A 24693-nucleotide genomic window follows, 5' to 3' on the forward strand; every position below is an offset into this window, starting at 1 on the left:
TCGGGTAAGTAGACTTACTTGTTCTTCGCAAGTAGTTCCTTGACCAGCGCGTCGGTGATCCTGCCGTTCGGTTCCTGGCCGACCGAAGTCTGGAAGGCCTTGATCGCGGTCACGGTCTTGGCGCCCATCTTGCCGTCGGCGGTGCCGGCGTCAAAACCGCTCTTGTTCAGGATCGCCTGGATGTTGCGGATCGCCTTTTCCATGTCGACCGAGCCCGTGGTGAGCGGCTGGCCGGAGGCCCATTCGTCCGGAAGGTTGACGGAATTCGCCTTCGGGTCGAGCGGCTTCACCTTCCACTGGTCGACCTTGGCCCGGGCGCTTTCGAGCTGTTCCTTGCGCATGGCGTTGCCGACTTCGTCGCGCTTCTGGGCGGCGTCCTTGTCGCCTCCCTTGGCCGCAACCGCAAACCACTTGTAGGATTCTTCGAGATCCTGCTTCACGCCGTTGCCCCGGGCAAGCAGGATGGCGAGATTGAACTGGCTGTCGGCGACGCCGAAGTCGGCGGCCTGGCGGAACCAGGTGACGGCGGCGGCATAGTCCGGCTGGCCGGCGGCGCCCGATGCATAGAGCACGGCGAGATTGTGCATGGCGCTGGCATTGCCGGCATCGGCGGCCTGCTTGTAGTAGGTCATCGCCTTGGCCAGGTCGCGGGAGACGCCCGTGCCCTTTTCGAAGAGATTGGCAAGCCGGTATTGCGCCGGTGCCAGGCCGCGGTCGGCCGCAAGCTTGTACCAGTTGGCGGCCTCCGACGGATCGCTCTTGACGCCCTTTCCGTCGGTAAAACGTGCGCCGATCTCAAAGAGCGCGTTGGCGTCGCCGCCAGCGGCGGCGTCGGCAAGCGACTTCGGCTCGATGCCGACCGGCACCACGATCGCAGCCGGAGCCGTGACCTTGGGGGCCGCCGCGAATGTGTTCGCAGCAGCCGGCGCATTACCCGACTGATCCATGACGGAAGGAGCGCCCGACGCGGGCCGAGGATCGGTCAGATGGTTTGCGGCAACCGCCGGGGCCTGTTCGACGGGTTGCGTCGGCGCGGCTGCGGTGGTCGTGTCGCCGTCGGCGCCATCGGTCGCGGCCTGGTCTTCGACTGTCGGGACCTCGTTGCTGCCGGTGACGTTGGCCGGCGCAACCGGCCGGGCCGGCGCCTGGATCGTCGCGGCGGGTACTGCTGGAGCCTTTGTGCCGCTGGTTAGCGTCTTGGCGAGCGGCATTGCCATCAGCACCAGAAGCACGGCACCGACAGCCATCAGGATCGGCCGGCGATGCTGCGAAAGCATGGCGCCGAAACCCTTGTTGGCGGATGCCTTGGCGGCCTTGCGCATCTCCTTGGACGACGAGCCGATCTGCGAGGGATCGGTTTCCTGGGCAGCGGCCTTGGCGGCGCGGCGGGCGGCGGCGATATAGTCGGCGCGTTCGGCGGCACTCGTCCGGTCGGTGTCGAATTCGCCGGCGGCCTGGCTGGCGCGAACCCGCTCGAGGATCTTCTTGACGTCAGGGGCGCCGGATCCCGGCTCCAGAAGGTCGTTCTGGCGATCTGCCGGCAGCACGTCAGAAGGATCGAGCGGCGGCGTCGGCTCGATGACGGTCCGGCCGCCCTTCGGCGCCTCGGCCTTTCCGCCGGGCAGGAAGCGGCGGGAAAGCTCGGTCAGCAGGCTGGTCTTGGCCGCCCTGTCCCTGGCGGGGGTGTCCTTGGTGACGACTTTGGTGTCGGCATAGTCGGCGCGAAGGACGGTCTCGTCGGAAGGCGCTTCTTCAGGGGTCTTTGCGCGGTGGCCGAAGGTTGCGGCCGATTGCTCGTTCGCCTCAGCCTCCGCGAGCTCATAGCTCATCAGCTCTTCGGCAGCGGCAACGGAAAGCTGTGCGGCTGCCGGCATGGCCGGGGCAGGGCGGCTCTCGTAACGCGTTGGTTCTTCATGATAACGATCCCGCTCCGCGTGGGCGGAGGAGACGAAACGTTCTTCCATGCCGTCCAGACGGTCGGCGATCTGCACCAGGGTGCCGTGCAGGGCTTCGAAGGTCTGGTGGGTGCGGTCGTCCGAATGGCGCGTCAGGTCTTCGAGATGGCGAAGGTCGTCGGCAAGCGCCGACAGTGCCGCCATGTCGGCGGCGACACCCGGCCCACCTGCCATGCCGTTGCGCGAATAGGCTTCCACCACCGTCTCGGCGGCCTGACGGGCAGCCTCGATGATGTATTCGTCATTGGTCGCCATATAGCTTTCGAGCGCCGTCATGCGGTTTTCGAATTCGGCGGGAAGAGCGCCGGCGCCATGCTGCGGCTGGCTGATCAGCACCGAAAGATGGGCGATCTGGTCTTCGAGACTGCGAAGCGCGCCGTCGTCGCCACGCGGCGAAGCCGTCGCCTCGTCAAGCCGGGCGGCAATGTCGGTCAGCCGGTCTTCGATGCGTCCGAAGGCGTTTTCATCCAGTGCCGACTGGGCGTGCGGCTGATAACCGATCTCCTCGATCCGGCGGGCGAGATAGTCGAGCCGCTCGGCGAGTACGTCGTTGACGCTGCCCTGTTCCAACCCGTCGATCTTGCGGGAAATATCGGCGAGGTAGGCGGAAAGCTCGGGATCCTGGGAAGGCTTCTGGGCCTGTTCGAGGATCAGCGAAAGCTGCTCGAGCCGCTCTTCCAGGCGCATGGCCGCCTGTTCGTCGGTGAGTTCCTCGATCCGGCCGGTCAGCGCTTCGATGCGGGCGGAGAGCATTTCGGCCGGGTCGGCCTGGGTGTGGGTTACCCGGCCTATGGCTTCGATCTGGTCGGCAAGCGCGCTGATGCGGCCGTCCAGACGCTGCAGGAAGGACTGGTCGATCGAGGCTGAGGCCGAGGCGCGGCTGCCGGCGGCAATCGCGCGGCTGATCTCGTCCAGCCGCTCGTCCAATGTCGCGAACTGTTCGGCAATGACCGAATCGTTCGGCTGCATGCGCGAGCCGAGCTGCTCCATGGCGCTCGCGACCGTGATCAGCTTCTGTTCGAGCGCGCGGATGACCGGGCTGTCGCTCATCTCGCCGAGCTGGCCCTTGATGTCGTCGATCCGGTAGGCGAGCGAGACGAGCTCCTCGCGCAGCGCCGTGGAGTCGAGATCGTGCATGCGATCTTCGAGACCCTGCCAGCGGGTTTCCATCCGCCGTACCGAATCCTCGCGGGCAAGGCCGTCCATGACGGCGCGCAGTTCCTCGAATTCGCGGCGCAGGCCGGCCGCCTCCGGCGTCGCCTGGTAGCCAAGCTGGCTGATGCCTTCGGCAAGCCGGGCAAGGTCGCCGCGCAGATCCTCGCTGAAGTTCTGGTCTTCGGCAATGGATTTGATCGAGCGGATTTCGGAGCGCAACGCGCTCATTTCGCGGGCGACGCTTTCGGAAATATCCTGCTTCAGCTCCTGGCGCAGGCTGACCAGCGCCTGGGCGATGTCGCGCATGCCATTGTCTGCCTGCGGCTGCGGCACCGGTATGCGCGGGGGCTGTGGGGCCGGACGGCGGGGTTCCTCGCGGCGCGGGGCTGGCGCGATCGGGCGCTGTTCGGCGTAACGGGGTGCTTCCGCGCGCACGGGCGCCTGGCGAGCCGGCGGGCGGTAAGCTTCAGGCGGGCGCAGTTCGGTTCGGCGGGGCTCGGCATACCGTGGCTCCTCCCGGCGCAGGCTCTCCTGTCGCCGCTCCGGCGCACGCGGGCGCTCGGGCCGTACGCTGCGGTCACGGCTGGCATCGAGCATGCGCTGGCGTTCGCGGATCTCGGCAAGGGGGTCGCTTGCGAATTGCGGTTCGCGATAGGCGGACGCTGCGGTCGGCCGGCGGTCATGGCGCGGATCGTTGGCTTTCGGCGGCTGGCCATCACGCGCGGTACCGGACATCAACCCCTCGATACGCGCCTCGAGCCCTTCGATGGTGCGGTTCAACGCATCCAGGGAAGAGCGGTCGCCGGGACGGGAAGGGGTCGATCGTGATCCGTTCATGTGCTCGCTCGTTTCGACGTTGTACCTGCTGGCTCTCGTAACGGGCCGTGTTCAGGGATAGGGCATCCCGTCATTCGGCCATATATTAGAAATGCCTTATGCAAGACTTGCCATTTCAGCGCACGCGGGACGTCTTGAGGTAAATGCACTGCGTCGCTTAAGAGCCCACTATTTCCTTAAACGTAGTAAACAACTCGTTAACCGGGACGAAAATTTTAACCTTTTCGATGCGTTCGGTTTGCTTTGCGGTGATAACGTAGCGCCTGCCGGCCCCTATCTTCCTGCTTTCCCCATCCAGCCTCGCAACTGCTCGACGCGTTAAGACTGTGATCGGAACGGAGGAATGGCGACGGTGGAGATCGGCAAAGTTCCAGACGCGCGTAATTGACGTTTACGCGAACGTCAATTATTTATGGTAGCAAGAATGCGGATTCCCTCGTGAGCCGAAGGCCAGGGGCGGGATTCAGCGACGAGGATTTGGAGGAAGCTCGACCATGCCCGTGTACAAGGCCCCGGTAAACGACACGCTTTTCATTCTCAACGATGTGCTGGGCCTTGAGCGATACGGCAACCTGCCGGGCTTTGCCGATGCCACGCCCGACATGCTGGAAGCGATCATCGGGGAAGCCGCCAAGGTGGCCGAGGACGTGCTCTTTCCGCTGAACCTCTCTGGCGACCAGGAAGGCTGCACCCGTCACGACGACGGTACGGTTTCGGTGCCGAAGGGTTTCAAGCAGGCCTATGACCAGTATTGCCAGGCCGGCTGGATCGGCCTTGCCGTGCCGGAGGAATTTGGAGGCCAGGGGCTGCCCTATACGCTGCATGCCGCCGTCGGCGAATACATGTCGTCGGCCAACATGTCGCTGATGATGTATCCGGGCCTGACCCAGGGCGCGATCGCCGCGATCCTCGTGCATGGTTCCGACGAGCAGAAGAGGACCTACCTGCCGAAAATGGTTGCCGGCACCTGGTCGGGTACCATGAACCTCACCGAACCCCATTGCGGCACCGATCTCGGCCTGCTGCGTTCGAAGGCGGTGCCGCAGGCCGATGGCTCCTACAAGATTTCCGGCCAGAAGATCTTCATCTCGGCCGGCGAGCACGGCATGACCGACAATATCGTCCACCTGGTGCTCGCCCGCATTGAAGGCGCGCCGGAGGGCACCAAGGGCATCTCGCTCTTCATCGTGCCGAAGTTCATGGTCAATGCCGACGGATCGCTGGGCAAGCGCAACGGCGCTACCTGCGGTGCGATCGAACACAAGATGGGCATCCACGGCAACTCCACCTGCGTCATGAACTACGACGAGGCGACCGGTTACCTGATCGGCGCTGAAAACAAGGGCCTGGCGGCCATGTTTGTGATGATGAACGAGGCTCGCCTCGGCGTCGGCCTGCAGGGCCTGTCGATCGCCGAGACCGCCTACCAGAACGCCGTCGCCTATGCCCGCGAGCGTATCCAAGGCCGCTCGCTCTCCGGTACCAAGGCGCCGGATAAAAAGGCCGACCCGATCATCGTCCACCCCGATATCCGCCGCTCGCTGATGACCATCCGCGCTTTCAACGAGGCCGGCCGCGCCTTCCTGCTGTGGACCGCGCTGAAATCCGATATCGCCCACCGCTCGCCGGATGCGGCGGAACGCCAGAACGCCGATGATCTCCTCGGCCTTGCGACCCCGATCCTCAAGGGGGTGATGACCGACAAGGGCTTCGAGCATGCCGTGATGGCCCAGCAGGTGTTTGGCGGCCACGGTTATATCGAGGAACACGGCATGAGCCAGTATGTCCGTGATGCCCGCATCACCATGATCTACGAAGGCGCCAACGGCATCCAGGCGCTCGACCTCGTCGGCCGCAAGCTGGCACTGAACGGCGGCCGCGCCGTGATGGCGATGTTCAAGGAGATCGGCGACTTCTGCGAAGAGAACCGTTCCGACGAGGCGATGGCCCCCTTCACCAAGGGGCTCAAGAAGGGCTTGAACGACCTGCAGGCCTCCACCATGTGGTTCATGCAGAACGCCATGGCCAAGCCCGACAATGCCGGCGCCGGTTCGACCGACTATATGCACCTCTTCGGGATCGTGACGCTCGGCTACATGTGGGCCAAGATCGCCAAGGCGGCGCAGAGCGGACTTGCCGCCGGCGACGCCCGCGCCGACTACCTGAAGAACAAGCTGGTGACGGCGAAGTTCTTCATGGAAAAGATCATGCCGGAAACCGCGATGCGGAAAGTCCGCATCGAAGCCGGCGCCGACAGCGTGATGGAACTTGCCGCGGAAGCGTTTTGAGTAGGGTCTTTCTTCTCCCCGGCGGGGAGAAGGTGGCCCAAAGGGCCGGATGAGGGGGCGCGCCGTAGGCGCGTCTTGTTTCGGGCTCCGGCTTTGCCGGAGACCCCCTCATCGCCTCGCATCCGCTCGGCACTTCTCCCCGCTGGGGAGAAGAGGGAGGATGCGGGAAGCAGATGCAAGAATTCGAAGGCGCCCAGGCGCCCCCCAGGGAGATGACACCATGACCGAAGTCTTCATTTACGACCACGTCCGCACGCCGCGCGGTCGCGGCAAGAAGGATGGGGCGCTGCACGAGGTGCCGTCCGTGCGCCTCGCGGCCAAGACGCTGGAAGCGATCCGCGACCGCAACGGCCTCGACACGTCTTATGTCGACGACATCATCATGGGCTGCGTCGATCCGGTCATGGATGCCGGCGCCGTCATCCCCAAGGCCGCTGCCTTCGAGGCCGGATATTCCAACAGGGCGCCCGGCATGCAGATTTCCCGTTTCTGCTCCTCGGGTCTCGATGCGGTCAACTTTGCGGCTGGCAAGGTCGCAGCCGGGTCCGACGACATCGTCATCGCCGGCGGCGTCGAGAGCATGTCGCGGGTCGGCATGGGCATGTCCGGCGGCTCCTGGTACATGGACCCGTCGGTCAATTTCCCGGCCTACTTCATGCCCCAGGGCGTCTCGGCCGACCTGATCGCCACCAAATACGGTTTTTCCCGCGATGATGTCGACGCCTATGCGGTCGAGAGCCAGAAGCGCGCGGCCAGGGCCTGGGACGCCGGCTACTTCAAGAACTCGGTCATTCCGGTCAAGGACCAGAACGGCCTGACCATCCTCGACCGCGACGAGCACATGCGCCCTACCACCGACATGCAGTCGCTGGCCTCGCTCAACCCGTCGTTCCAGATGCCGGGCGAGATGGGCGGTTTCGAAGCGGTCGGCATCCAGGCCCATCCGGAAATCGAGCGGATCAATTATGTCCACCACGCCGGCAATTCGTCGGGCATCGTCGATGGTGCGGCGGCCGTGCTGATCGGCTCGAAGGCCGGCGGTGAAGCCATGAACCTGAAACCCCGCGCCCGCATCCGCCACTTCGCCAATATCGGATCCGATCCGGCGCTGATGCTGACCGGCCCGGTCGACGTCACCGAAAAGCTTTTGGCCCGCTCCGGCATGAAGATCTCCGACATCGATCTCTTCGAACTCAACGAAGCCTTCGCCGCCGTTGTGCTGCGCTATATGCAGGCCTTCGAGATCAGCCACGACAAGATCAACGTCAACGGCGGCGCCATCGCCATGGGCCACCCGCTCGGCGCCACTGGCGCGATGATTTTGGGCACGGTCTTGGACGAGCTGGAACGCCGCGATCTCAACACCGCGCTGGTCACGCTCTGCATCGGCGCCGGCATGGGCACCGCGACGATTATCGAGAGAGTTTGAGGGGAAACCCCCTCATCCGCCTGCCGGCACCTTCTCCCCGAGGGGAGAAGAGGGATTGCCGCAACGCCTCCGATCCTCCTCTCCCCTTGGGGAGAGGGTGGCCGAGCGAAGCGGAGGCCGGGTGAGGGGGCGGTTCGGCACGCCACAGAAATTTCAGGGAAGAGGAAATCCCATCATGAGCACCTACAAGAACTTCACCGTCGAAACCGACGCGGACGGCATCGCTCTCGTCACCTGGGACATGCCCGACAAATCCATGAACGTCTTCACCATGGAGGTGATGGACGAGATCGAGGCGATCGTCGATGCGACGGTTGCGGATGCGGCCGTCAAGGGCGTCGTCTTCACGTCCGGCAAGTCGTCCTTCTCCGGCGGCGCCGATCTTACCATGATCAAGTCGATGTTCTCGATGCTCGCCGAGGAACAGGCGAAGGACCCGGCCACCGCCGCGCAAAAACTGTTCGATGCCGCCGGCCGCATGTCGTGGCTGTGGCGCAAGGTCGAGTTGAACGGCAAACCTTGGGTCTCGGCGATCAACGGCACCTGCATGGGCGGCGCGTTCGAGCTGTCGCTCGCCTGCCACGGCCGGGTCGCTGCCAATTCCAAGTCGGTGAAAATAGCGCTGCCGGAAGTCAAGGTCGGCATCTTCCCGGGCGCCGGCGGCACCCAGCGCGTGCCGCGGCTGGCGAACGCCCAGGATGCCCTGCAGATGATGACGACAGGTTCGTCGCTGACCGCCCAGCGCGCCAAGGCCATGGGCCTCGTGCATCAGGTCGTCGAGCCCGCCGAGCTGATCAACGCCGCCAAGCAGATGATCAAGGACGGCCTCAAACCCGTCGCCCCCTGGGACGAGAAGGGTTTCAAGGTCCCCGGCGGCGGCATCTGGACGCCGGCTGCAGCCCAGCTCTGGCCGGCCGCCCCCGCCATCCTGCGCCGTGAAAGCGCCGGCAATTATCCGGGCGCGCTCGCCATCCTGAAATGCGTCTATGAGGGCCTCCAGCTTCCCTTCGATACGGGCCTCAAAGTCGAACAGCGGTATTTCACCGAGATCCTGCGCACCACCGAAGCGTTTTCGATGATCCGCTCGCTGTTCGTCTCCATGCAGGAACTCGGCAAGGGCGCCCGCCGCCCGGCCGGTATCCCGAAGACGGAATTCTCCAAGATCGGCGTCGTCGGCGCCGGCTTCATGGGCGCCTCGATCGCCTATGTGACGGCTGCCGCCGGCATCCCCGTCATCCTCATCGACCGGGACCAGGAGGCCGCCGACAAGGGCAAGGCCCATTCCGAAAAGCTGGTGGCCGACCAGGTGGGCAAGGGCCGGATGACCAGGGAGGAGGGCGAAAAGCTGCTGTCGCTGATCACCCCCACCCCGGATTACCAGGCGCTGTCGGATGCAAGCCTCGTCGTCGAGGCGGTGTTCGAGGATCGCACTGTTAAGAAGGCGGTGATCGAGGCGGTCGAAGCGGTCATCCCGCAAACCACCATCTTTGCCTCCAACACGTCCACCCTGCCGATCACCGGCCTTGCCGAGAATTCCAAACGCGCCGACCAGTTCATCGGCGTGCATTTCTTCTCGCCGGTCGAAAAGATGATGCTGACCGAGGTCATCCTCGGCGAAAAATCGGGAGACAAGGCGCTCGCCGTGGCGCTCGATTTCGTCGCCGCGATCAAAAAGACCCCAATCGTCGTCAACGATACCCGCGGCTTTTATGTCAACCGCTGCGTCTTCCGCTATATCAACGAAGCCTATGACATGCTGACTGAAGGCGTGCCGGCGGCGATGATCGAGAATGCCGCCAAGATGGCCGGCATGCCGGTCGGCCCTCTGTCGCTCAACGACGAGGTCGCCGTCGATCTGTCCCAGAAGATCATGAAGGCCTCGATCGCCGACCTCGGCCCCAATGCCGTCAAGCCGGAGCACATGGCGCTGGTCGACCAGATGGTCGACGTGCTCGACCGCCGCGGCCGCAAGAATTTGAAGGGCTTTTACGAATACCCAGCCAAGCCCGCCAAGAAATTCCTCTGGCCCGAGCTAAAGACCCTCTACCCGCAGAAAAAGGCCTCGGAGGTGGATGTTAGCGTCCTGAAACAGCGCCTGCTGGTGACGATCGCGCTCGAAGCCGCCCGCACCGTCGAGGAAGGCATCGTCACCGATCCGCGCGAAGCCGATGTCGGCTCCATCCTCGGCTTCGGCTTCGCCCCCTATACCGGCGGCACGCTCTCCTACATCGACGGCATGGGCGTGAAGAACTTTGTCGCGCTCTGCGAAAAGCTGGCCGCAAGCTACGGCCCGCACTTCAAGCCGACGCCGCTCTTGAAGGACATGGCGGCGAAGGGTGAGACGTTTTACGGGCGGTTTGACCCGTACGCGAAGGTGGGGGAGGCGGCGTGAGGCGCTTTGTAGATTGAACCACCCAGGTTTTGGCACCCGGGTGGTTTATTACTTTACAGCTTAATGTTCCGGCCGATATTGACCGCTGTGGCGTGTCAATTGCAGCAGCGTCGATGGCCACGCACGAACTCGATTTTTCCAAATCGGATTCGCGTGTACGGCCGGACTACATGGCAACATTTCTGAGCCATTTTATCCTCCTGTATTGGAGGACTCTTGAATCTCAGAGGGTTATGCGCTATAGACGCACAACAGAGAGTGCATAACCCTCTTAACCCGCCGAACGAGTCATGCAAGGCCTCGGCGGGACCGGAACCGGCTCTACTTGGTGTCCTACCACCTCGTAGAGCCGTTTTCATTTCGGTGATCCTGTCCCTTGTCTACTCCCTTCCCAAAGATTCGGCAAGTCTCCCACGCCAAAGACTTCCCATTTTCTTGGGGTGATGGTAGTTTGCTTGAAAATCGGTATTGGGAAGAAAAACATGAGCGACTTTTTCGAAGCTCTGCAGCGGGAAATTGAAGGTATAGAGCGGGAACTGGATGCTGATCCTAGATACATAAAATTAAAAAGCCTAAAGCAGGTTCTCTCTTTGTACGACTCAACTGGCGTGGCTAGGGAGAGAGTCGTTGCCCCCGAGATACCGAGAACGGTAACCCGGCAGCAGTCAGAGGGCCGTGCAAAAGCCATCGAATTGGCTGAATTGTATCTTAGAAATAGAAATGGTCCGACTGCTACTAGAGACATTTACAATCACATTGAGATGCATGGGGGCGAGATTGGTGGGAAAGATCCCGTCAACAATTTAAGCGCTATGCTATCCAATTCAGAGCTTTTTCAATCTAATGGAAGGGCAGGTTGGACGCTTGCAACCAAAAACGGCCCCCCCATAACGGACGAGCAATATCAGAACGCCGTCGATTCAATTTTGGCAGATTTGGATAGTGGTGAACTTTTGGATGCAAATTCTTATAATCAGGAAAATCATCGCATCCCCGAGAATATCGATAGAAAGCTTTTGACTGAAGCAAGGAAGATAATAAGCCGCCACTTGACTTCGGTTGAAATGTCTAAACTGCGGGAATACTTTCTAAAAACTCTTTCCTCTCAAATATAACTTGTCGTTGGGTGCCGTCAATCTTGGAGTTTGCGAAGATGGATCCTCGGGTCAAGCCCGAGGATGACGACCGGGAGGGGAAGTTTGGGTGCCCAGAGAAACGATGAGAGTGTATCCCCGGTGCTGTCTCGCATCCCGGCACCACCGTCAACATCGTCATCCTCGGGCTTGACCCGAGGATCCATGCCGCACCCGCCGACTTACCATCCTCCCAGCTCCTCGTACAAATCCCGCCACTCGGGGTTCAGCTTCTCGATCAGCTCGATCTTCCATTGCCGATACCAGCGCTTGAGTGATTTCTCCCGCTGAATGGCGCTGACGATATTGTCGTGGGCTTCGTACCAAACCAGCCGTTTGCAGCCGTATTTCGAGGTGAAGCCGGGATGATGTTCCTCGCGGTGTTCGTAGATGCGATTGGCGAGATCGGAGGTCACGCCGATATAAAGCGTGCCGTGCTTGTGGTTGGTGACGATGTAGACATATCCCGCCATGCGAGCATGATGGGATGGTTGTGTGGTGTCGTCAATCCGGGCGTTTGCGGGGGTGGATCCTCGGGTCGAGCCCGAGGATGACGACCGAGACGGGGAGAGCAGAGGTCCGAAGCTACGCTGAAATGTTTTACTGGTGTTGTTTCGCACCCGTGGCACCACCTCCAACCCCGTCATCCTCGGGTTTAACCCGAGGATCCACCCCCCGTTCCGCCAGAACACTGCTCGCCGGCGCTCCCGCTCCGGCCGCCACTCACGCCATCGGGTTGCTCAAGCCACCTCCGCAATTTCCCCCACCCACCCCGCTTCCCCAATCCCGTTTTTCCTTCTATCTTCCCTGGCATTCATCAAGCTCAGGTTGCAGGAGGGGTCATGTTTGAAGCGGTAAAATATCGTCTGGGCGGGTTGCTGGTCCTGGTTATCGGGGCGGCCGTGGGGTGGTCGGCCATATGGCAGCCGCTTCAGCAGGCGGAGTTGGGCGCCGACACCGTCGCGTGGATGCCGCGCGTCGTCGTTCTGCTGGCGGTCTGCGCGGTTTTCGGTCTCTATCTGCTCTTCACCGGCAACCGTTATCCCTATCGCGATGTCGAGCGCAGCACGTTGACGACGGCAGGGTGGATCTTGTTTGCGATCGTCGCTGTGGCCGCGACCGCGGGCTTCTTCTGGATGGACATGACCTTGAAGTCGCTCGGCTACCACTGATCGCGCCAGGCGCCGGAGCTTTTCATCCGGCGGCCACTCGCCGATCCTGGCAACGCAACGAGCGATAGCCACCAACTGGATCGGCAGTTCGCCAACCGGGAGCCGCCCATGGACCTTGCCACCGAAGCCCTCGTCTTCACCGATCCCGCGGATTGGGCCTCCTGGCTCTCCGCCCACCATGCCACCTCGTCCGGCGTCTGGCTGCAGATCGGCAAGAAGAACCCGAAGCGGACCCTGATCACCATCGACGAGGCGCTGGATGTGGCGCTCTGCCATGGCTGGATCGACAGCCAGCGCAAGGGCTTCGACGCCACCTCCTATCTGCAGCGGTATTCGCCGCGCCGCACCAAAAGCCCGTGGTCGAAGCTCAATGTCGATCGGGTGGCGGCACTGACGCAGGCCGGGCGGATGCGGCCGGCGGGGCTGGCAGAAGTCGAGGCGGCCAAGGCCGACGGGCGCTGGGCGGTCGCCTACGCGCCGCAGCGCGAAGCCGGCCTGCCGGACGACCTGATGGCCGCGCTCGCTGAAAATGCCGCCGCCGGCGCTGCCTTCGAAAAGCTCGACAAGACCGGCCAGTATGCGGTGGTGCTTCCGCTGTTGAAGGCGACCACGCCGGAGGTTCGGGCCGCGCGGGTGGCGAAGGCGGTGGGGAAGCTGGCGGTAGACAAATAGAGGCGGTTTCTACCGAGATACCCCCCTCTGTCCTGCCGGACATCTCCCCCTCAAGGGGGATCACAAATGGGATGCGAGGCGGTGCGTCGTCCCTAACCCTCCCCCTTGTGGGGAGGGTGGCCGGCAGGCGGGCGGGGTTTTTATACTGGGTGAAATCCCCTCCCCAACCCCTCCCCACAAGGGGGAGGGGCTCCTCGCGTAAGCCCTGCCCCTGTGGGGGAGATGCCCGGCAGGGCAGAGGGGGGTATCCCACGGCACACCCTTCAACATCGTCACGCTGATGCCTTACCCGAGGACAAACAGCTGCCTCCTTCCGGCATTTTCAATAACTTGCCCGATTGTTCATCCCCGCCCCTCACCACCATGCCTACAATCCTCCCGCTTCCGTCGCCGGAGTGTTTCGCGAGACGTTCGCGGGCAGGCGGGAGCCGGCGCTTTCATCGGAACCGTAACGTGCGGGAAAGGTGGAAGAGGTGAAAGCCATGGAGGGTGGGCTGAAAGGCAAGCCTTCCTATCAAGCCTCCCCCGGACAGCCATGTCCGGTTCGGTTGAGCCGTGCAAGTGGCAGGCCTGTCCCGAAAGGATGGGCGCGAACGAAGCCACGCAGCGAGGCGAGATGATCACCTGTAGGGGCCGGAAGCCCCGACAAGACGCCGAAGGCCACGCGAATGCGGAGCCACCATTCAAAAAATCAATCGAGGTTCCGCATTCGTGTGGGCTCTCCGACAGGACGCAAGGGCATGCCGGTTCGCCGGAACGGGAAGATCGGAACCGAACACGGGAGCCGGAAACGGTCGCGTGGACGAAAGCATGCGTCTTTGGAGCGGTTGCAGCAAAGGGCGCGACGGCCCGATGTCCGGGACCGCGTCGGAAGAGAAGGATCAGGGAGAAAGGAACGATGGCGAGAAGCGAAGAAGAGTGCCGCCGCCTCATGGAGGAAGAGGACAGGGAGCCCTATCTGCCCGGGCTGACCTGGGGCGAGTTCAGCGCGTTGCCGCCACGCCGGAAATCCCACGAGCTCCAGAAGTTCACCCAGTATTTCACGACCTATCTCGGCTTCTGGAAGACCTGCGACCTTTCTTCCTGCCGCCGGGCCAAGGCCTGCAGAGGGTTTCTCACAGAAGCGCAATATCGCGCCAATCCGGGTTACCAAGACAGCTTCCCGCCCTGTGTCGGCCCTGGCGGTGCGCGTCAGCAGGAGGTGCTGGCGGGTATGAGGCGGCTCGGCGGCGCGGACGACGACGAGCCGAAATACGACGGCCGCCGGAAAACCGGAGAGGAGGACGAATGACGGCCCCGATGCCGGCCGGTTCCCGGCGGCGCGATCGTCGGCCCGCTCACGCCTTGTCGAGCGCGATCGTCAGGTCGGCGATCAGGTCGTCCGGGTGCTCGATGCCGATCGACAGGCGGATGGTTGAATCGAGCACGCCGATCCTCTGGCGCACCTCGGCCGGCACGCCGGAGTGGGTCATGGTCGCCGGGTGGCTGGCAAGCGATTCCGTGCCCCCGAGGCTCACCGCCAGCTTGAAGATCTGCAGCGCGTTCAAAAACCGGAACGAAGCGGGCTGGCCGCCCCTGATGTCGAAGGAAAAGGTCGAGCCTCCGCCCGTGCACTGCGCCGCAAACACCTGTCCCACCGGCGAGGACGGGTCGTGATAGGGCAGGTAGTGGATCTTTTCGACATTTGGGTGCCCGCGCAGGAAATCGGCGACGGCGAGCGCGTTGGTATTGGCCTTTTCCATGCGGATCGACAGCGTTTCCAGGCTGCGGCCGAGCATCCAGCAGGAATGCGGATCGAGCTGCGTGCCGATCGCCCCGCGCAGCGCCTTCACCTGTTTCATCACCGCCTTGGAGCCGAGGGCGGCGCCGGCGATCAGGTCCGAATGGCCGCCGACATATTTGGTCAGCGAATAGAGCGAGATATCCGCTCCATGCTCGATCGGTCGCTGGAAGACCGGGCCGAGCAGCGTGTTGTCGCAGGCGATCACCGGCCGATGCCCCTGTTTTTCGCCGATGGCATCCGCCACCCGCCGCATCATCGCCACGTCCACCAGGCTGTTGGTCGGGTTCGCCGGCGTCTCGATCAGGATCACCGAAACCCGCCCCTTGCCCATCGCCTCCTCGGCCGCAGCCGTCACCAGCGCCTCGTCGACCCCATCCGCGAAGCCGACTGCTGCCACCCCCATGTTGAGGAAGGTTTTCGCAAGCAGCGTTTCCGTGCCGCCGTAGAGCGGCTGCGAATGCAGCACGCAGTCGCCGGGCCGCACGAACGCCATCAGCGTCGTGGCGATCGCCGACATGCCGGACGAAAACAGCACGCAGCTCTCGGTGCGCTCATAGACCGCCAGCCGGTCCTCGACGATCTCGCTGTTGGGGTGGTTGAAGCGCGAGTAGACCAGCCCCGCCCCGGTGCCGGCCGGCGGCTCGCGGCGGCCGGAAACGAAGTCGAAGAAGTCGCGGCCCTCCTCGGCGGATTTGAACACGAAGGTGGAGGTGAGGAAGACCGGCGGCTTGACCGCGCCCTCGGAAAGCTCCGGGTCGTAGCCGTAGTTCAGCATCTGCGTTTCGGGATGGAGCTTGTGATTGCCGATATGCGTCTTCGAAGGATGCGGGGCGGTCATGGTCGGTCTCCTGGCGTGAAAAAAGCGGATGCCATGACCGGAGATAATATCGGAAAAACCGCCGCCAAGGGGCGTTATCTGCGAAAGCCGGATGGTCGGTGCGGCATCGGGCGATGCGGCTGCGAACGTCCCAAGTCTGCCGTTGACCCGTGCGCTTCGGCAAGGCTATCACTTCTCCGTCAATCAAGGGAGGATGTCCGCTCATGCCGGGCATCATGATCAAAATGCCACGCCTTTCCGCCTCCACCGAACTTCCAGCAGATGTCGCAGCACCCGGTTACGACAGAGCCCTTCTGAAGCCCGGTATCCTGCATATCGGCCTCGGCGCGTTCCACCGCGCCCATCAGGCGGTTTATACCGATGCGGCGCTCGCCGCGGAGTTCGGCGATTGGGGGATTGTCGGCGTCAGCTTACGTTCGGTCGATATCGTCCGGGATCTGGCGGCACAGGACGGGTTATATTCGGTTGTCGCCAGCAGCGCTGCCGGAGATAGGGCCCAGGTCGTCGGCTCGGTCACCAAGGGCCTTTCCGGCACCGAGGACCGGGCGGAAATCCTGGCGCTGCTGGCCGATCCGGCGATCCGGATCGTCACCATCACCGTCACCGAAAAGGCCTATGGCATCGATCCGGCCTCGGGCGGTCTCGATCGCAACCATCCGTCGGTCAAGGCCGATCTTGCCGATCCGACATCGCCGACCGGCGTCATCGGTTACCTGGTCGAAGGTTTTTCGCGCCGCCATGCCGCCGGTTTGCTGCCCTTCACGGTGCTCTGCTGCGACAACCTGCCGACCAACGGCCGCATCGTCCGCAAACTGGTGATCGAGATGGCGGGTGCCCGCGATCCGGCGCTCGCCAACTGGATCGCCGGCCATGGCGCGTTTCCGTCCAGCATGGTCGACCGCATCGTGCCGGCCACGACCGACGTAACCCGTGCCCTTGCGGAAAAGCTGATCGGCGCCGAAGACAGGCTGGCGCTCAGCACCGAGCCCTTCATGCAATGGGTGGTCGAAGACCATTTTCTTGCCGGCCGGCCGAAATGGGAAGCCGGCGGCGCGCTTTTCGTCGACGATGTCGAGCCCTATGAGAAGATGAAGCTGCGGCTGCTCAACGGTTCCCATTCGCTGGTCGCCTATCTCGGCCAGCTGAAAGACCTCACCTTCGTCCGCGACGTCATGGCCGTGCCGGAATACCGGGCACTGGTGCGCCGCCACATGGCGGAGGCGGTGAAGACGCTCGATCCGGTGCCGGGCATCGATCTCGACGGCTATATGGACCAGCTGATCGAGCGCTTCAAGAATCCGACGATCGCTCACAAGACGCAGCAGATCGCCATGGACGGCACCCAGAAGCTGCCGCAGCGCATTTTCGCAGGTGCAGTGGAAGCCTTGGCGAATGGTGGAGATGCGTCGTCTGCAGCTTACGTTGTGGCTCTCTGGATCGCCTATGTTTGCAAGACCGCGGAGATCAACGATCCACGCGCGACCGAGCTCAAGGTTGCCGCCGCCGGGATGACGGCGGACGATCCGTCGGCACCCTTCTTCGCAATTGCGGGCCTGTTCCCCCAGGCTCTCACGGAGAATAGCGCTTGGCGTGCGCGGGTGAATGCAGAGCTTGAAAAACTCTAGCCTCGAAACGTGTAGTCGGCGATCGATTGCGGTTTCATCTCGATCGAGAAGCCGGGCCGCACCGGCGGCATATAGGCCGCGTTTTCGATGATGCAGGGCTCGACGAAATGCTCGTGCAGATGGTCGACATATTCGATCACCCGGCCTTCCTTGGTGCCGGATACGGCGATGTAGTCGATCATCGACAGATGCTGCACATATTCGCAGAGACCAACGCCGCCGGCATGCGGCCAGACAGGAAGGCCGTATTTCGCGGCGACCAGCAACACCGCCAGCACCTCGTTCAGGCCGCCCATGCGGCATGAATCGATCTGCACGATGTCGATCGCGCCTTCGGCGATGAACTGCTTGAACATGATGCGGTTCTGGCACATTTCGCCGGTCGCGACTTTTACCGGACCGATCGCCTCGCGGATTTTTCGGTGGCCGGCAATGTCGTCGGGGCTTGTCGGCTCCTCGATGAAGAAGGGCTTTGCAAAGGCAAGTTTGTTGACCCAGTCGATCGCCTGGCCGACTTCCCAGACCTGGTTTGCATCGATCATCAGGTAACGGTCGGGGCCGATTACCTCACGGGCGATGGTCAGGCGCCTGATATCGTCTTCAAGATCGCGCCCGACCTTCATCTTCACATGATTGAAGCCGGCATCGACGGCTTGCCTGCAGAGCCGGCGGAGCTTCTCTTCCGGATAACCGAGCCAACCGGCCGACGTCGTGTAGCAGGCATAACCCTCGCGCTTCAGCACCTCGATGCGCTCTGCCTTGCCCGCTTCTGCCCGTTTCAGGATCGCCAGCGCATCCTCGCGCGACAGCACGTCGGTCAGGTAACGGTAATCGACGATATCGGCGATCTCTTCCGCCGACATCTCCGCAACCAGCTGCCAGACCGGCTTGCCCTTCTGCTTGGCGAGCAGATCCCAGAAGGCGTTGACGACCGCGCCGGTGGCGAGGTGGATGGCGCCCTTGTCCGGCCCGATCCAGCGCAGCTGGCTGTCACTGGTCAGATGCCGCCAGAACTTTCCGGGCGCCTTGGCGAAGGTTTCGAGTTCCTGTCCGACCACCAGGTGCCGCATCGCCTTGATCGCCATGCAGCAGATGTCGTTGCCCCGCCCGATCGTGAAGGTCAGGCCGTGGCCGGCAAGCTCTCCGCTATCGGTATCGAGGATGACATAGGCCGCCGAATAATCCGGGTCCGGATTCATCGCGTCGGAGCCGTCAAGGCTCTGCGATGTGGGGAAACGAAGGTCGAAGACGCGGAGATCGGTGATGCGGGTCATGGTTCTCTCGTATTGCCTCAGATGGTCCAGCCGCCGTCGATGGCGTAAGCCTGGCCTGACGTATAGGTGGCGCCGGCGAGGTAGAGGGCGAGCTCGGCGATTTCTTCCGGTGTGCCGAGCCGGCCCATCGGCTGGCGGGCGATGAAGGCGGCGCGGGCCTCGTCGTAATTGCCTTGGGCCCGCATGCGGTCCTGCAGCGAAGGGCTTTCGACGGTGCCCGGGCAGATGGCGTTGCAGCGGATGCCGTCGGTCACATAATCGGCGGCGACGGATTTTGTGAGCCCGATCACGGCCGCCTTGGTGACGCCATAGGCGAAGCGGTTAGGCACGCCCTTGATGCTGGAAGCGACGGACGACATGTTGATGATCGCGCCGTCCTTCTTCGCAAGCATGCCCGGTAGCACCGCCCGGATGGTACGGATCATCGCTCTGACGTTGAGGTCGAGGGCGAAGTCGAAATCGCTGTCCTTCATATCGAGGATCGAGCCCCCATGGACGAAGCCGGCGCAGTTGAAGAGGATGTCGACCGTGCCGATGCGCTCGACACAGGCGACGATCGCCGCGTTGTCGAGCACGTCGAGCCTTGCCGTCTTCAGATTGTCGAGTTTCGGCAGAGCAGCCAGCAGGCTTTCGTTGATATCGGTCGCATGGACCGTCGCGCCGGCTTCTGCAAAGGCGAGCGCCGCTGCCCGGCCGATGCCCTGGCCTGCGGCGGTCACGAATGCGGTTTTTCCATCAAGTCTGATCGTCATGTCTTATCCTCGAATTATCCGGCCGGCCGTCAGTCTGATTGAGGAAATCCTCAATCCAGATGAAAGACCTCTTCCATCATCGCCCACCACTCACCTTGCTTGCGGCTATCGAGCGGCTTTTGGCAAGGGATGGTCAGCGACCACCATTCCTGATTCTTAGGGTCGGCGGCTATTTTCGCCATGTCGGCTTCGAAATCGCTGCCATGATATTCCCAGGTTCCGAACAGCAGGTTTTCCGGCTCGCGCAGGAAGATCGTGTAGTTCCTGATGTTGGCACGGCTGATGAGGGCGAGCACTTCCGGCCAGACGGCGGCGTGCAGGCGCTTGTATTCCGCGATCATCTGCGGCTCGATGCCGATCACCATGCCCATTCGCTGCATCATCGCCTCCTCTAGACTTCCACCAGCGCCTTGACGACGCCGGCCGCCGGATCGGTCAGTCCTGCAAAACGTTCCGGCACTTCCGACAGCATCATTCTATGAGTGATCAGGGCTGCGGGGATCTTGTCCTCGCGCATGACCTGCATCACCCGCTCGAAATCCACGGCCGTCGCATTGCGGCTGCCAAGCAGCGTCGTCTCGCGCTTGTGGAACTCCGGATCGGAGAAAGTAATGTCGCTCGAAACGATCGAGACCAGGACGTAGGTGCCGCCATGGGCGACGAAACCGAAGCCGCGTTCGATGGCTTTCGGATTGCCCGTCGCATCGAAGACGGCGTCGAAGAAGTCGCCACCGGTCAGCGCCGAAAGCTGCGCGTGGTCGTCCGGACCGAGTTGAACCGTGGATGTGAGCCCAAGCTGGTCGCGGGCGAAATCCAGCCTGTCCGCACGGCTGTCGAGAAGCGTCACCGCTGCGCCCTCGAGCGTCGCGAAGATTGCGACCGCCAGCCCGATCGGACCCGCGCCGGTGACCAGAACGCTCTGTCCCGGCTCGATCCTGGCGCGGGCAACCGCATGGGCGCCGATCGCCAGGAACTCCACCATCGCCGCCTGGTCGAGCGAAAGGCCGCCGGCCTTCAGCACGAATGCTTCCGGCAGGCTCAGATATTCGGTCATGCCGCCGTCGCGATGCACGCCGAGGACGCCGAGGTTGCGGCAGCAATTGGTCCGGCCCTTGAGGCAGGCATGGCAGTGGCCGCAGGAGATATAGGGCATGATCGAGACGGTATCGCCGACCGCAAGCGCACTGCCGGCCGGTGCTTCCTCGACCGTTCCGGCGAGCTCGTGACCCATGACGCGCGGATAAGAGAGATAGGGCTGGTTGCCGGTGAAGATATGCAGGTCGGTACCGCAGACGCCGATGCGCCGCAGCTTCACCAGCACCTCGCCGTCACCGCGAAGAGGCTTGGGACGGTCGATGGCGCTGAGCTTTCCCGGTGCATCGCAGATGATCGTCAACATAATTTTACGCTCCGAGCCGATAGAAACGCTGGGCACTGCCGCCGAAGACCTCGCCATGAGCGTCGGCGGGCACGATATCGAGGCATTGATCCAGCCAGGCTTGGTAATCTCCGGCAAGCCTCAGCACCGGCCAGTCGCTGCCCCAGATGACCCGCCCAGCGCCGAACAGGTCGAATATGGTTTCGGCATAAGGCCGTACCGCCTGGGGTTTCTGGTCGCCCGCCTCGGTCAGCAGGCCGGAAAGCTTGCAATGAACGTTCGGCAGTTCGGCGAGCACTTTCATGCGCGCATACCAGTCGATGAAACGGCCCTCCGAAATCGGCGGTTTGGCACCGTGGTCGATGACGATCGGCAGATCGGGGTGTCGCCGGGCGAAGGCAAGCAGCGGTTCGAGATGGCGCGGCAGCACCAGTGCATCGAAGACCAGATGGTGTTCGAGCATGGCTGTCACGGCTGCATCGAGCGCAGGGTCGCCGATCCAGTGGTCGTCGGCGATATCCTGCAGCATCGGCCGCAGCCCTTTAAGCTTCGGATGCCGGGCCAGCCGGGCAATGGCTGCCGGTGCGTCGGGCGCCTTCATATCGGTCCATCCGACCACGCCGAGGATGAAGGGCGTCCTGTCGGCGAGATCGAGCAGGAACGTGGTGTCCGCCTCGCTCTCCATGGTCTGCACCAGCACCGTGCCGTCAACGCCGGCCGCATCGAGAAGCGGGCGCATATCGTCGGGCATGAAATCCCGACGGATCGCCTGCAGTTCGGGCGGCGGCCATTGGCCCACCCGGTCGGCAATTCGCCAGAAATGCTGATGCGCGTCGATCCGCATGGTTTAGCCCCCCTGACCGGGCAGCGGTGCGCCATCGGCGATCAGTCCGCGGGCTTTCAGGCGTGACCAGAAGGAGGCCGGAATTTCTTCTCCGAACCAGTCGACATTCGACTTGATCTGTTCGGCGGTGCGTGCGCCGGAGACAACGGTCACCACGGCCGGATGGGCGAGGGGGAATTGCAATGCCGCCGCCTGCAGGCTGACGCCCTCTTCCTCGCAGGCCGCGCGCAACACGTCGACGCGGGCGAGAATATCGGCAGGCGCGTCAGTATAATTGAATTTGCGGTTGCCGGCGAGAAGGCCGGAATTGAACGGTCCGGCCACCACGATGCCGACGCCCTGGCTGGCGCAGTCGTCCATGAAGGAAAGGCTCTGCTGTTCGAGCAGCGTGTAACGGCCGGCGAGCATGGCGACGTCGATATCGAAGACCTGCATCGCGTCGCGGATGATCTCCCATTCGTTGACGCCGAGGCCGACCGCCTTGGTAAGCCCTTCCTCACGCAGCTTCTTCAGCGCGCGAAAGCCGCCGCCGGCGGTCAGCTGGTACCAGTAGTGCTGATGCCGGTCGCCATGGGTCATGCTGCCGATATCGTGGATGTAGAGAATATCGGGCTTGAGGATGCCGAGCCGCTGCTGGCTTGCCTCGAAGGACCACATGATGCCGTCGTAGCTGTAGTCGAAGACCGGCCGGAAGGGCAGCGGCTCGACATATCCGTCTTCCTGCGAGCCGACCGTCTCGTCCGGCTGCATGAGCCGGCCGACCTTGGTGCTGAGCACGAAGTCGCCGCGCGGCAGGTCCGTCAGCATGGTGCCGAGCCGCCGTTCGGAACGCGTATATCCGTAGAAGGGCGCCGTATCGTAATAACGGATGCCGGCCTCCCAGGCGGCTCCAAAGGCGCCGGCCGATTCCTCGTAGGAGGTCTTGTGGTAGAGACTGCCCATCTGCGCGCAGCCGAGCCCCATCTGGGTCAATTCGACGGAGGCGTGGGGCAGCTTGCGGCGCTCGGTGACATTCATGGGATCGTCCGAAGTCCTTTGGAATAGGATCACGGACGCGCACCATTCGCGATGCGCGCCCGCTGGGGGTAAGGTTAGTAGAGAACGTTCTTGGCTTCCGGTTTGTCGATATTGTCCTTGGTGACGACGACGACACCGGTATCGACGAACTTTTCGACCTTCTCCTTGTTGATCGACTGGAGCACGGTCTTGACGCCGAGTTCGCCCATCTGGAACGAACCCTGCACCGCGATGGCGGTGAGCGTGCCGTCCTTGACGAACTCCTGCAGGTCCTGGTTTCCGTCAAACCCGATCGCGACTACCTTGCCGGCCTTGCCGGACTGTTTCAGCGCGCGGCCCATGCCGATCGCCGTCGGCTCGTTGGCGCCGAAGATGCCCTTGAGGTCGGAATTGGCGGCAAGCACGTCGGTCGTCTGGTTGAGCGCGGTCGCCATCTGGGACTGCGAGTAGAACGGTCCGACGATGGTCAGCTTCGAGTTCGCCTTGATGTAGTCGGTAAAGCCGCCGACGCGGCCGATTTCCGAGCCGGCACCCGCGACGTAGGACATCACGGCGATCTTGCCTTCCTTGCCGACCTTGTCGATCAGCGCCTTGGCGGCAAGCTCGCCGGCCTTCTTGTTGTCGGTGGCGAGGAACGACTGGTAATACTGCTCGGATCCCTTGGCGAGCAGCGAGTCGACGATGACGACCGGGATGCGGGCTTCCCAAGCCTTCTTGACGGCCGGAACCAGTGCGTCCGGATCGGACGGCGCCAGCACGATGCCGGAAACCTTGCGGTTGACGGCGTTCTCGACCATGTTGACCTGGTCGGCGATCGCGGATTCCGCAGCCGGTCCCTGGAAGGTCATGGTATTGCTGCCCCCGCCGGCCTTCATGGCGGCATCGGCGCCCTTCTGGACATTCTGCCAGAAGGTGGAATTGACGGTTTTCACGATAACGGCGATTTCGCCGGCCTGAGCCGAGAACGCGGTCAGTGCGATCACGGATGTCAGCAGTGCGGCAGCAAGCTTTTTCATGTCTTCCTCCTCTTTTCGTTGGCCTGAAACGGCCGGTTTTCTAGAGAGCTCCTCACTCCCTTGACGTCTCGCGGGTAAAGGTCCGCGTGCCCTTATCTCAGCGGCGGTTGCGCAGCTGGTCGATCCATACGGTGACCAGGATGACGAGGCCGATGATGATCTGCTGCGTGAAGGCGGAGACGCCGTTCATGTTGAGGCCGTTGCGAAGGATGCCGATCACGAAGGCGCCGATCGCGGTTCCGGAAATGGTGCCGACGCCGCCGATCAGCGACGTGCCGCCAATGACGGCGCTGGCGATCGCGTCGAGCTCGTACATCACGCCCTCGTTCGGCTGGGCGGTGACGAGGCGCGACATCAGCACGCAGCCGGTCAGGCCGGCGAGCGTGCCGGAGAGAACATAGGTGAAGCTGACGATGCGGGTGACGTTGACGCCGGAAAGCCGCGCCGCGTCGGCGTTCGAGCCGACCGCATAGATATGCCGGCCAAGCACCGAGCGGTTGAGCATGTAGGAGACGGCGATCGCGATCGCGATCATCAGGATGACCGGATAGGGGATGCCGGGAAAAACGATGGTCGGAAAACCGTCGGCGCCGATGTTGACGACCCGGAAGAGCGAGCCGTTGCCGAGCTCGCCGAAGGATTCGCCGAGGCCCGAGACAGCCCGTGCCCCGGTGATCTGCAGCGCCACGCCGCGGGCGATCATCATCATGCCGAGCGTGGCGATGAACGGCGGCAGCTTCATCTTGGTGACGAGAATGGCGTTGATCAAACCACAGGCCGAGCCGGTGAGAATGCCGCAGATCATGCCGAGCCAGACGGGCGTTCCGAGATCCTTGACCGCCAGCGCCGCGACCACCCCGGAAAGCGCCAGCACCGAGCCGACCGACAGGTCGATGCCGCCGGTGATGATGACGCAGGTGGCGCCGATGCCAAGGAAGGCGATCGAGGTCACCTGAAGCGCCACCGTCATGCCGTTGTCGATGGTGAAGAAGGCGCTGCTGGTCGCCGAAAACACGCCGATCAGCACGAACAGGCTGCCGAGCGCGGCGAATTTCTGGATGATATCCTTCTGGCGGTCGCTGAACGTGCCGCTCTTCTGTTTCGCAACTTCGATAATTTCAGCCATGTTATGC

At 63.0% G+C, this 24693-nt stretch carries 19 protein-coding genes; 8 read left to right on the forward strand and 11 right to left on the reverse strand.

The window, feature by feature from the left end:
• Positions 1–14 precede the first annotated feature (14 nt).
• Positions 15–3947 (reverse strand): peptidoglycan-binding protein, encoded by a 3933-nt coding sequence (locus AC1D3C_RS03840; RefSeq protein ID WP_477481937.1) that lies wholly within the window; start codon positions 3945–3947, stop codon positions 15–17.
• 494 nt (positions 3948–4441) lie between these two features.
• Here AC1D3C_RS03840 and AC1D3C_RS03845 point away from each other — a divergent pair, with 494 nt between their 5' ends.
• The 4 genes from AC1D3C_RS03845 to AC1D3C_RS03860 all read left to right on the forward strand — a co-directional run bounded on the left by AC1D3C_RS03845 (position 4442) and on the right by AC1D3C_RS03860 (position 11171).
• The gene (locus AC1D3C_RS03845) at positions 4442–6235 is read left to right on the forward strand and encodes an acyl-CoA dehydrogenase C-terminal domain-containing protein (protein WP_477481938.1); all 1794 of its coding nucleotides are present in this window, start codon (positions 4442–4444) and stop codon (positions 6233–6235) included.
• Positions 6236–6455: 220 nt separating this feature from the next.
• Positions 6456–7664 carry an acetyl-CoA C-acetyltransferase gene (locus tag AC1D3C_RS03850; protein WP_477481939.1) on the forward strand — a complete coding sequence of 403 codons (1209 nt, stop codon included), beginning with the start codon at positions 6456–6458 and terminating at the stop codon, positions 7662–7664.
• 175 nt (positions 7665–7839) lie between these two features.
• The gene (locus AC1D3C_RS03855; protein ID WP_477481940.1) at positions 7840–10056 is read left to right on the forward strand and encodes an FAD-dependent oxidoreductase; all 2217 of its coding nucleotides are present in this window, start codon (positions 7840–7842) and stop codon (positions 10054–10056) included.
• A 482-nt stretch (positions 10057–10538) separates the two neighbouring features.
• Positions 10539–11171, forward strand: coding sequence for a hypothetical protein (locus tag AC1D3C_RS03860; RefSeq protein WP_477481941.1), 633 nt, complete (start codon positions 10539–10541; stop codon positions 11169–11171).
• A gap of 200 nt (positions 11172–11371) precedes the next feature.
• On the opposite strand, the gene AC1D3C_RS03865 is transcribed toward AC1D3C_RS03860, so the two are convergent.
• Positions 11372–11662, reverse strand: a complete 291-nt coding sequence (locus tag AC1D3C_RS03865; RefSeq protein ID WP_477481942.1) for a GIY-YIG nuclease family protein — start codon at positions 11660–11662, stop codon at positions 11372–11374.
• A 369-nt stretch (positions 11663–12031) separates the two neighbouring features.
• Here AC1D3C_RS03865 and AC1D3C_RS03870 point away from each other — a divergent pair, with 369 nt between their 5' ends.
• The 3 genes from AC1D3C_RS03870 to AC1D3C_RS03880 all read left to right on the forward strand — a co-directional run bounded on the left by AC1D3C_RS03870 (position 12032) and on the right by AC1D3C_RS03880 (position 14324).
• Positions 12032–12361 (forward strand): hypothetical protein, encoded by a 330-nt coding sequence (locus tag AC1D3C_RS03870; protein WP_477481943.1) that lies wholly within the window; start codon positions 12032–12034, stop codon positions 12359–12361.
• A gap of 108 nt (positions 12362–12469) precedes the next feature.
• Positions 12470–13033, forward strand: a complete 564-nt coding sequence (locus tag AC1D3C_RS03875) for a YdeI/OmpD-associated family protein (protein WP_477481944.1) — start codon at positions 12470–12472, stop codon at positions 13031–13033.
• A gap of 898 nt (positions 13034–13931) precedes the next feature.
• Positions 13932–14324, forward strand: coding sequence for a hypothetical protein (locus AC1D3C_RS03880; RefSeq protein ID WP_477481945.1), 393 nt, complete (start codon positions 13932–13934; stop codon positions 14322–14324).
• A 46-nt stretch (positions 14325–14370) separates the two neighbouring features.
• Here the strand turns inward: AC1D3C_RS03880 and AC1D3C_RS03885 are convergent, their stop codons facing one another.
• A complete protein-coding gene (locus AC1D3C_RS03885) occupies positions 14371–15654 on the reverse strand; it encodes a cystathionine gamma-synthase family protein (RefSeq protein WP_477481946.1) in 1284 nt (427 codons plus the stop codon).
• Positions 15655–15857: 203 nt separating this feature from the next.
• Between AC1D3C_RS03885 and AC1D3C_RS03890 the strand changes: the two genes are divergently transcribed.
• On the forward strand, positions 15858–17279 hold the full coding sequence (locus tag AC1D3C_RS03890; protein WP_477481947.1) for a mannitol dehydrogenase family protein: 1422 nt from the start codon (positions 15858–15860) through the stop codon (positions 17277–17279).
• On the opposite strand, the gene AC1D3C_RS03895 is transcribed toward AC1D3C_RS03890, so the two are convergent.
• The 8 genes from AC1D3C_RS03895 to AC1D3C_RS03930 form a co-directional block, all read right to left on the reverse strand.
• A complete protein-coding gene (locus AC1D3C_RS03895) occupies positions 17276–18553 on the reverse strand; it encodes an L-fuconate dehydratase (RefSeq protein WP_477481948.1) in 1278 nt (425 codons plus the stop codon). The two genes, AC1D3C_RS03890 and AC1D3C_RS03895, sit on opposite strands and share 4 nt — an antisense overlap.
• Before the next feature lie 17 nt (positions 18554–18570).
• Entirely contained in the window at positions 18571–19305 is a 735-nt protein-coding gene (locus tag AC1D3C_RS03900) for an SDR family oxidoreductase (protein WP_247137270.1), read from the reverse strand.
• A 50-nt stretch (positions 19306–19355) separates the two neighbouring features.
• Entirely contained in the window at positions 19356–19685 is a 330-nt protein-coding gene (locus AC1D3C_RS03905; protein WP_247137278.1) for an L-rhamnose mutarotase, read from the reverse strand.
• An 11-nt stretch (positions 19686–19696) separates the two neighbouring features.
• A complete protein-coding gene (locus AC1D3C_RS03910; RefSeq protein WP_477481949.1) occupies positions 19697–20704 on the reverse strand; it encodes a zinc-binding alcohol dehydrogenase family protein in 1008 nt (335 codons plus the stop codon).
• A gap of 4 nt (positions 20705–20708) precedes the next feature.
• Positions 20709–21527, reverse strand: a complete 819-nt coding sequence (locus AC1D3C_RS03915) for an amidohydrolase family protein (protein ID WP_477481950.1) — start codon at positions 21525–21527, stop codon at positions 20709–20711.
• A gap of 3 nt (positions 21528–21530) precedes the next feature.
• The gene (locus AC1D3C_RS03920) at positions 21531–22544 is read right to left on the reverse strand and encodes an aldo/keto reductase (RefSeq protein ID WP_477481951.1); all 1014 of its coding nucleotides are present in this window, start codon (positions 22542–22544) and stop codon (positions 21531–21533) included.
• A gap of 74 nt (positions 22545–22618) precedes the next feature.
• The gene (locus AC1D3C_RS03925; protein WP_040124508.1) at positions 22619–23560 is read right to left on the reverse strand and encodes an ABC transporter substrate-binding protein; all 942 of its coding nucleotides are present in this window, start codon (positions 23558–23560) and stop codon (positions 22619–22621) included.
• A 97-nt stretch (positions 23561–23657) separates the two neighbouring features.
• On the reverse strand, positions 23658–24686 hold the full coding sequence (locus tag AC1D3C_RS03930; protein WP_477481952.1) for an ABC transporter permease: 1029 nt from the start codon (positions 24684–24686) through the stop codon (positions 23658–23660).
• Positions 24687–24693 lie beyond the last annotated feature (7 nt).

The organism is Neorhizobium sp. P1_A6 (assembly GCF_056406795.1).

Bases quoted from the DNA above. Each gene is read 5' to 3' on its own strand.
- AC1D3C_RS03895 (WP_477481948.1), bottom strand. From the start codon at position 18,553: ATGACCCGCATCACCGATCTCCGCGTCTTCGACCTTCGTTTCCCCACA.
- AC1D3C_RS03890 (WP_477481947.1), top strand. From the start codon at position 15,858: ATGCCGGGCATCATGATCAAAATGCCACGCCTTTCCGCCTCCACCGAA.
- AC1D3C_RS03875 (WP_477481944.1), top strand. From the start codon at position 12,470: ATGGACCTTGCCACCGAAGCCCTCGTCTTCACCGATCCCGCGGATTGG.
- AC1D3C_RS03900 (WP_247137270.1), bottom strand. From the start codon at position 19,305: ATGACGATCAGACTTGATGGAAAAACCGCATTCGTGACCGCCGCAGGC.
- AC1D3C_RS03845 (WP_477481938.1), top strand. From the start codon at position 4,442: ATGCCCGTGTACAAGGCCCCGGTAAACGACACGCTTTTCATTCTCAAC.
- AC1D3C_RS03905 (WP_247137278.1), bottom strand. From the start codon at position 19,685: ATGCAGCGAATGGGCATGGTGATCGGCATCGAGCCGCAGATGATCGCG.
- AC1D3C_RS03880 (WP_477481945.1), top strand. From the start codon at position 13,932: ATGGCGAGAAGCGAAGAAGAGTGCCGCCGCCTCATGGAGGAAGAGGAC.
- AC1D3C_RS03850 (WP_477481939.1), top strand. From the start codon at position 6,456: ATGACCGAAGTCTTCATTTACGACCACGTCCGCACGCCGCGCGGTCGC.
- AC1D3C_RS03855 (WP_477481940.1), top strand. From the start codon at position 7,840: ATGAGCACCTACAAGAACTTCACCGTCGAAACCGACGCGGACGGCATC.
- AC1D3C_RS03910 (WP_477481949.1), bottom strand. From the start codon at position 20,704: ATGTTGACGATCATCTGCGATGCACCGGGAAAGCTCAGCGCCATCGAC.
- AC1D3C_RS03860 (WP_477481941.1), top strand. From the start codon at position 10,539: ATGAGCGACTTTTTCGAAGCTCTGCAGCGGGAAATTGAAGGTATAGAG.
- AC1D3C_RS03930 (WP_477481952.1), bottom strand. From the start codon at position 24,686: ATGGCTGAAATTATCGAAGTTGCGAAACAGAAGAGCGGCACGTTCAGC.
- AC1D3C_RS03925 (WP_040124508.1), bottom strand. From the start codon at position 23,560: ATGAAAAAGCTTGCTGCCGCACTGCTGACATCCGTGATCGCACTGACC.
- AC1D3C_RS03915 (WP_477481950.1), bottom strand. From the start codon at position 21,527: ATGCGGATCGACGCGCATCAGCATTTCTGGCGAATTGCCGACCGGGTG.
- AC1D3C_RS03840 (WP_477481937.1), bottom strand. From the start codon at position 3,947: ATGAACGGATCACGATCGACCCCTTCCCGTCCCGGCGACCGCTCTTCC.
- AC1D3C_RS03885 (WP_477481946.1), bottom strand. From the start codon at position 15,654: ATGACCGCCCCGCATCCTTCGAAGACGCATATCGGCAATCACAAGCTC.
- AC1D3C_RS03865 (WP_477481942.1), bottom strand. From the start codon at position 11,662: ATGGCGGGATATGTCTACATCGTCACCAACCACAAGCACGGCACGCTT.
- AC1D3C_RS03920 (WP_477481951.1), bottom strand. From the start codon at position 22,544: ATGAATGTCACCGAGCGCCGCAAGCTGCCCCACGCCTCCGTCGAATTG.
- AC1D3C_RS03870 (WP_477481943.1), top strand. From the start codon at position 12,032: ATGTTTGAAGCGGTAAAATATCGTCTGGGCGGGTTGCTGGTCCTGGTT.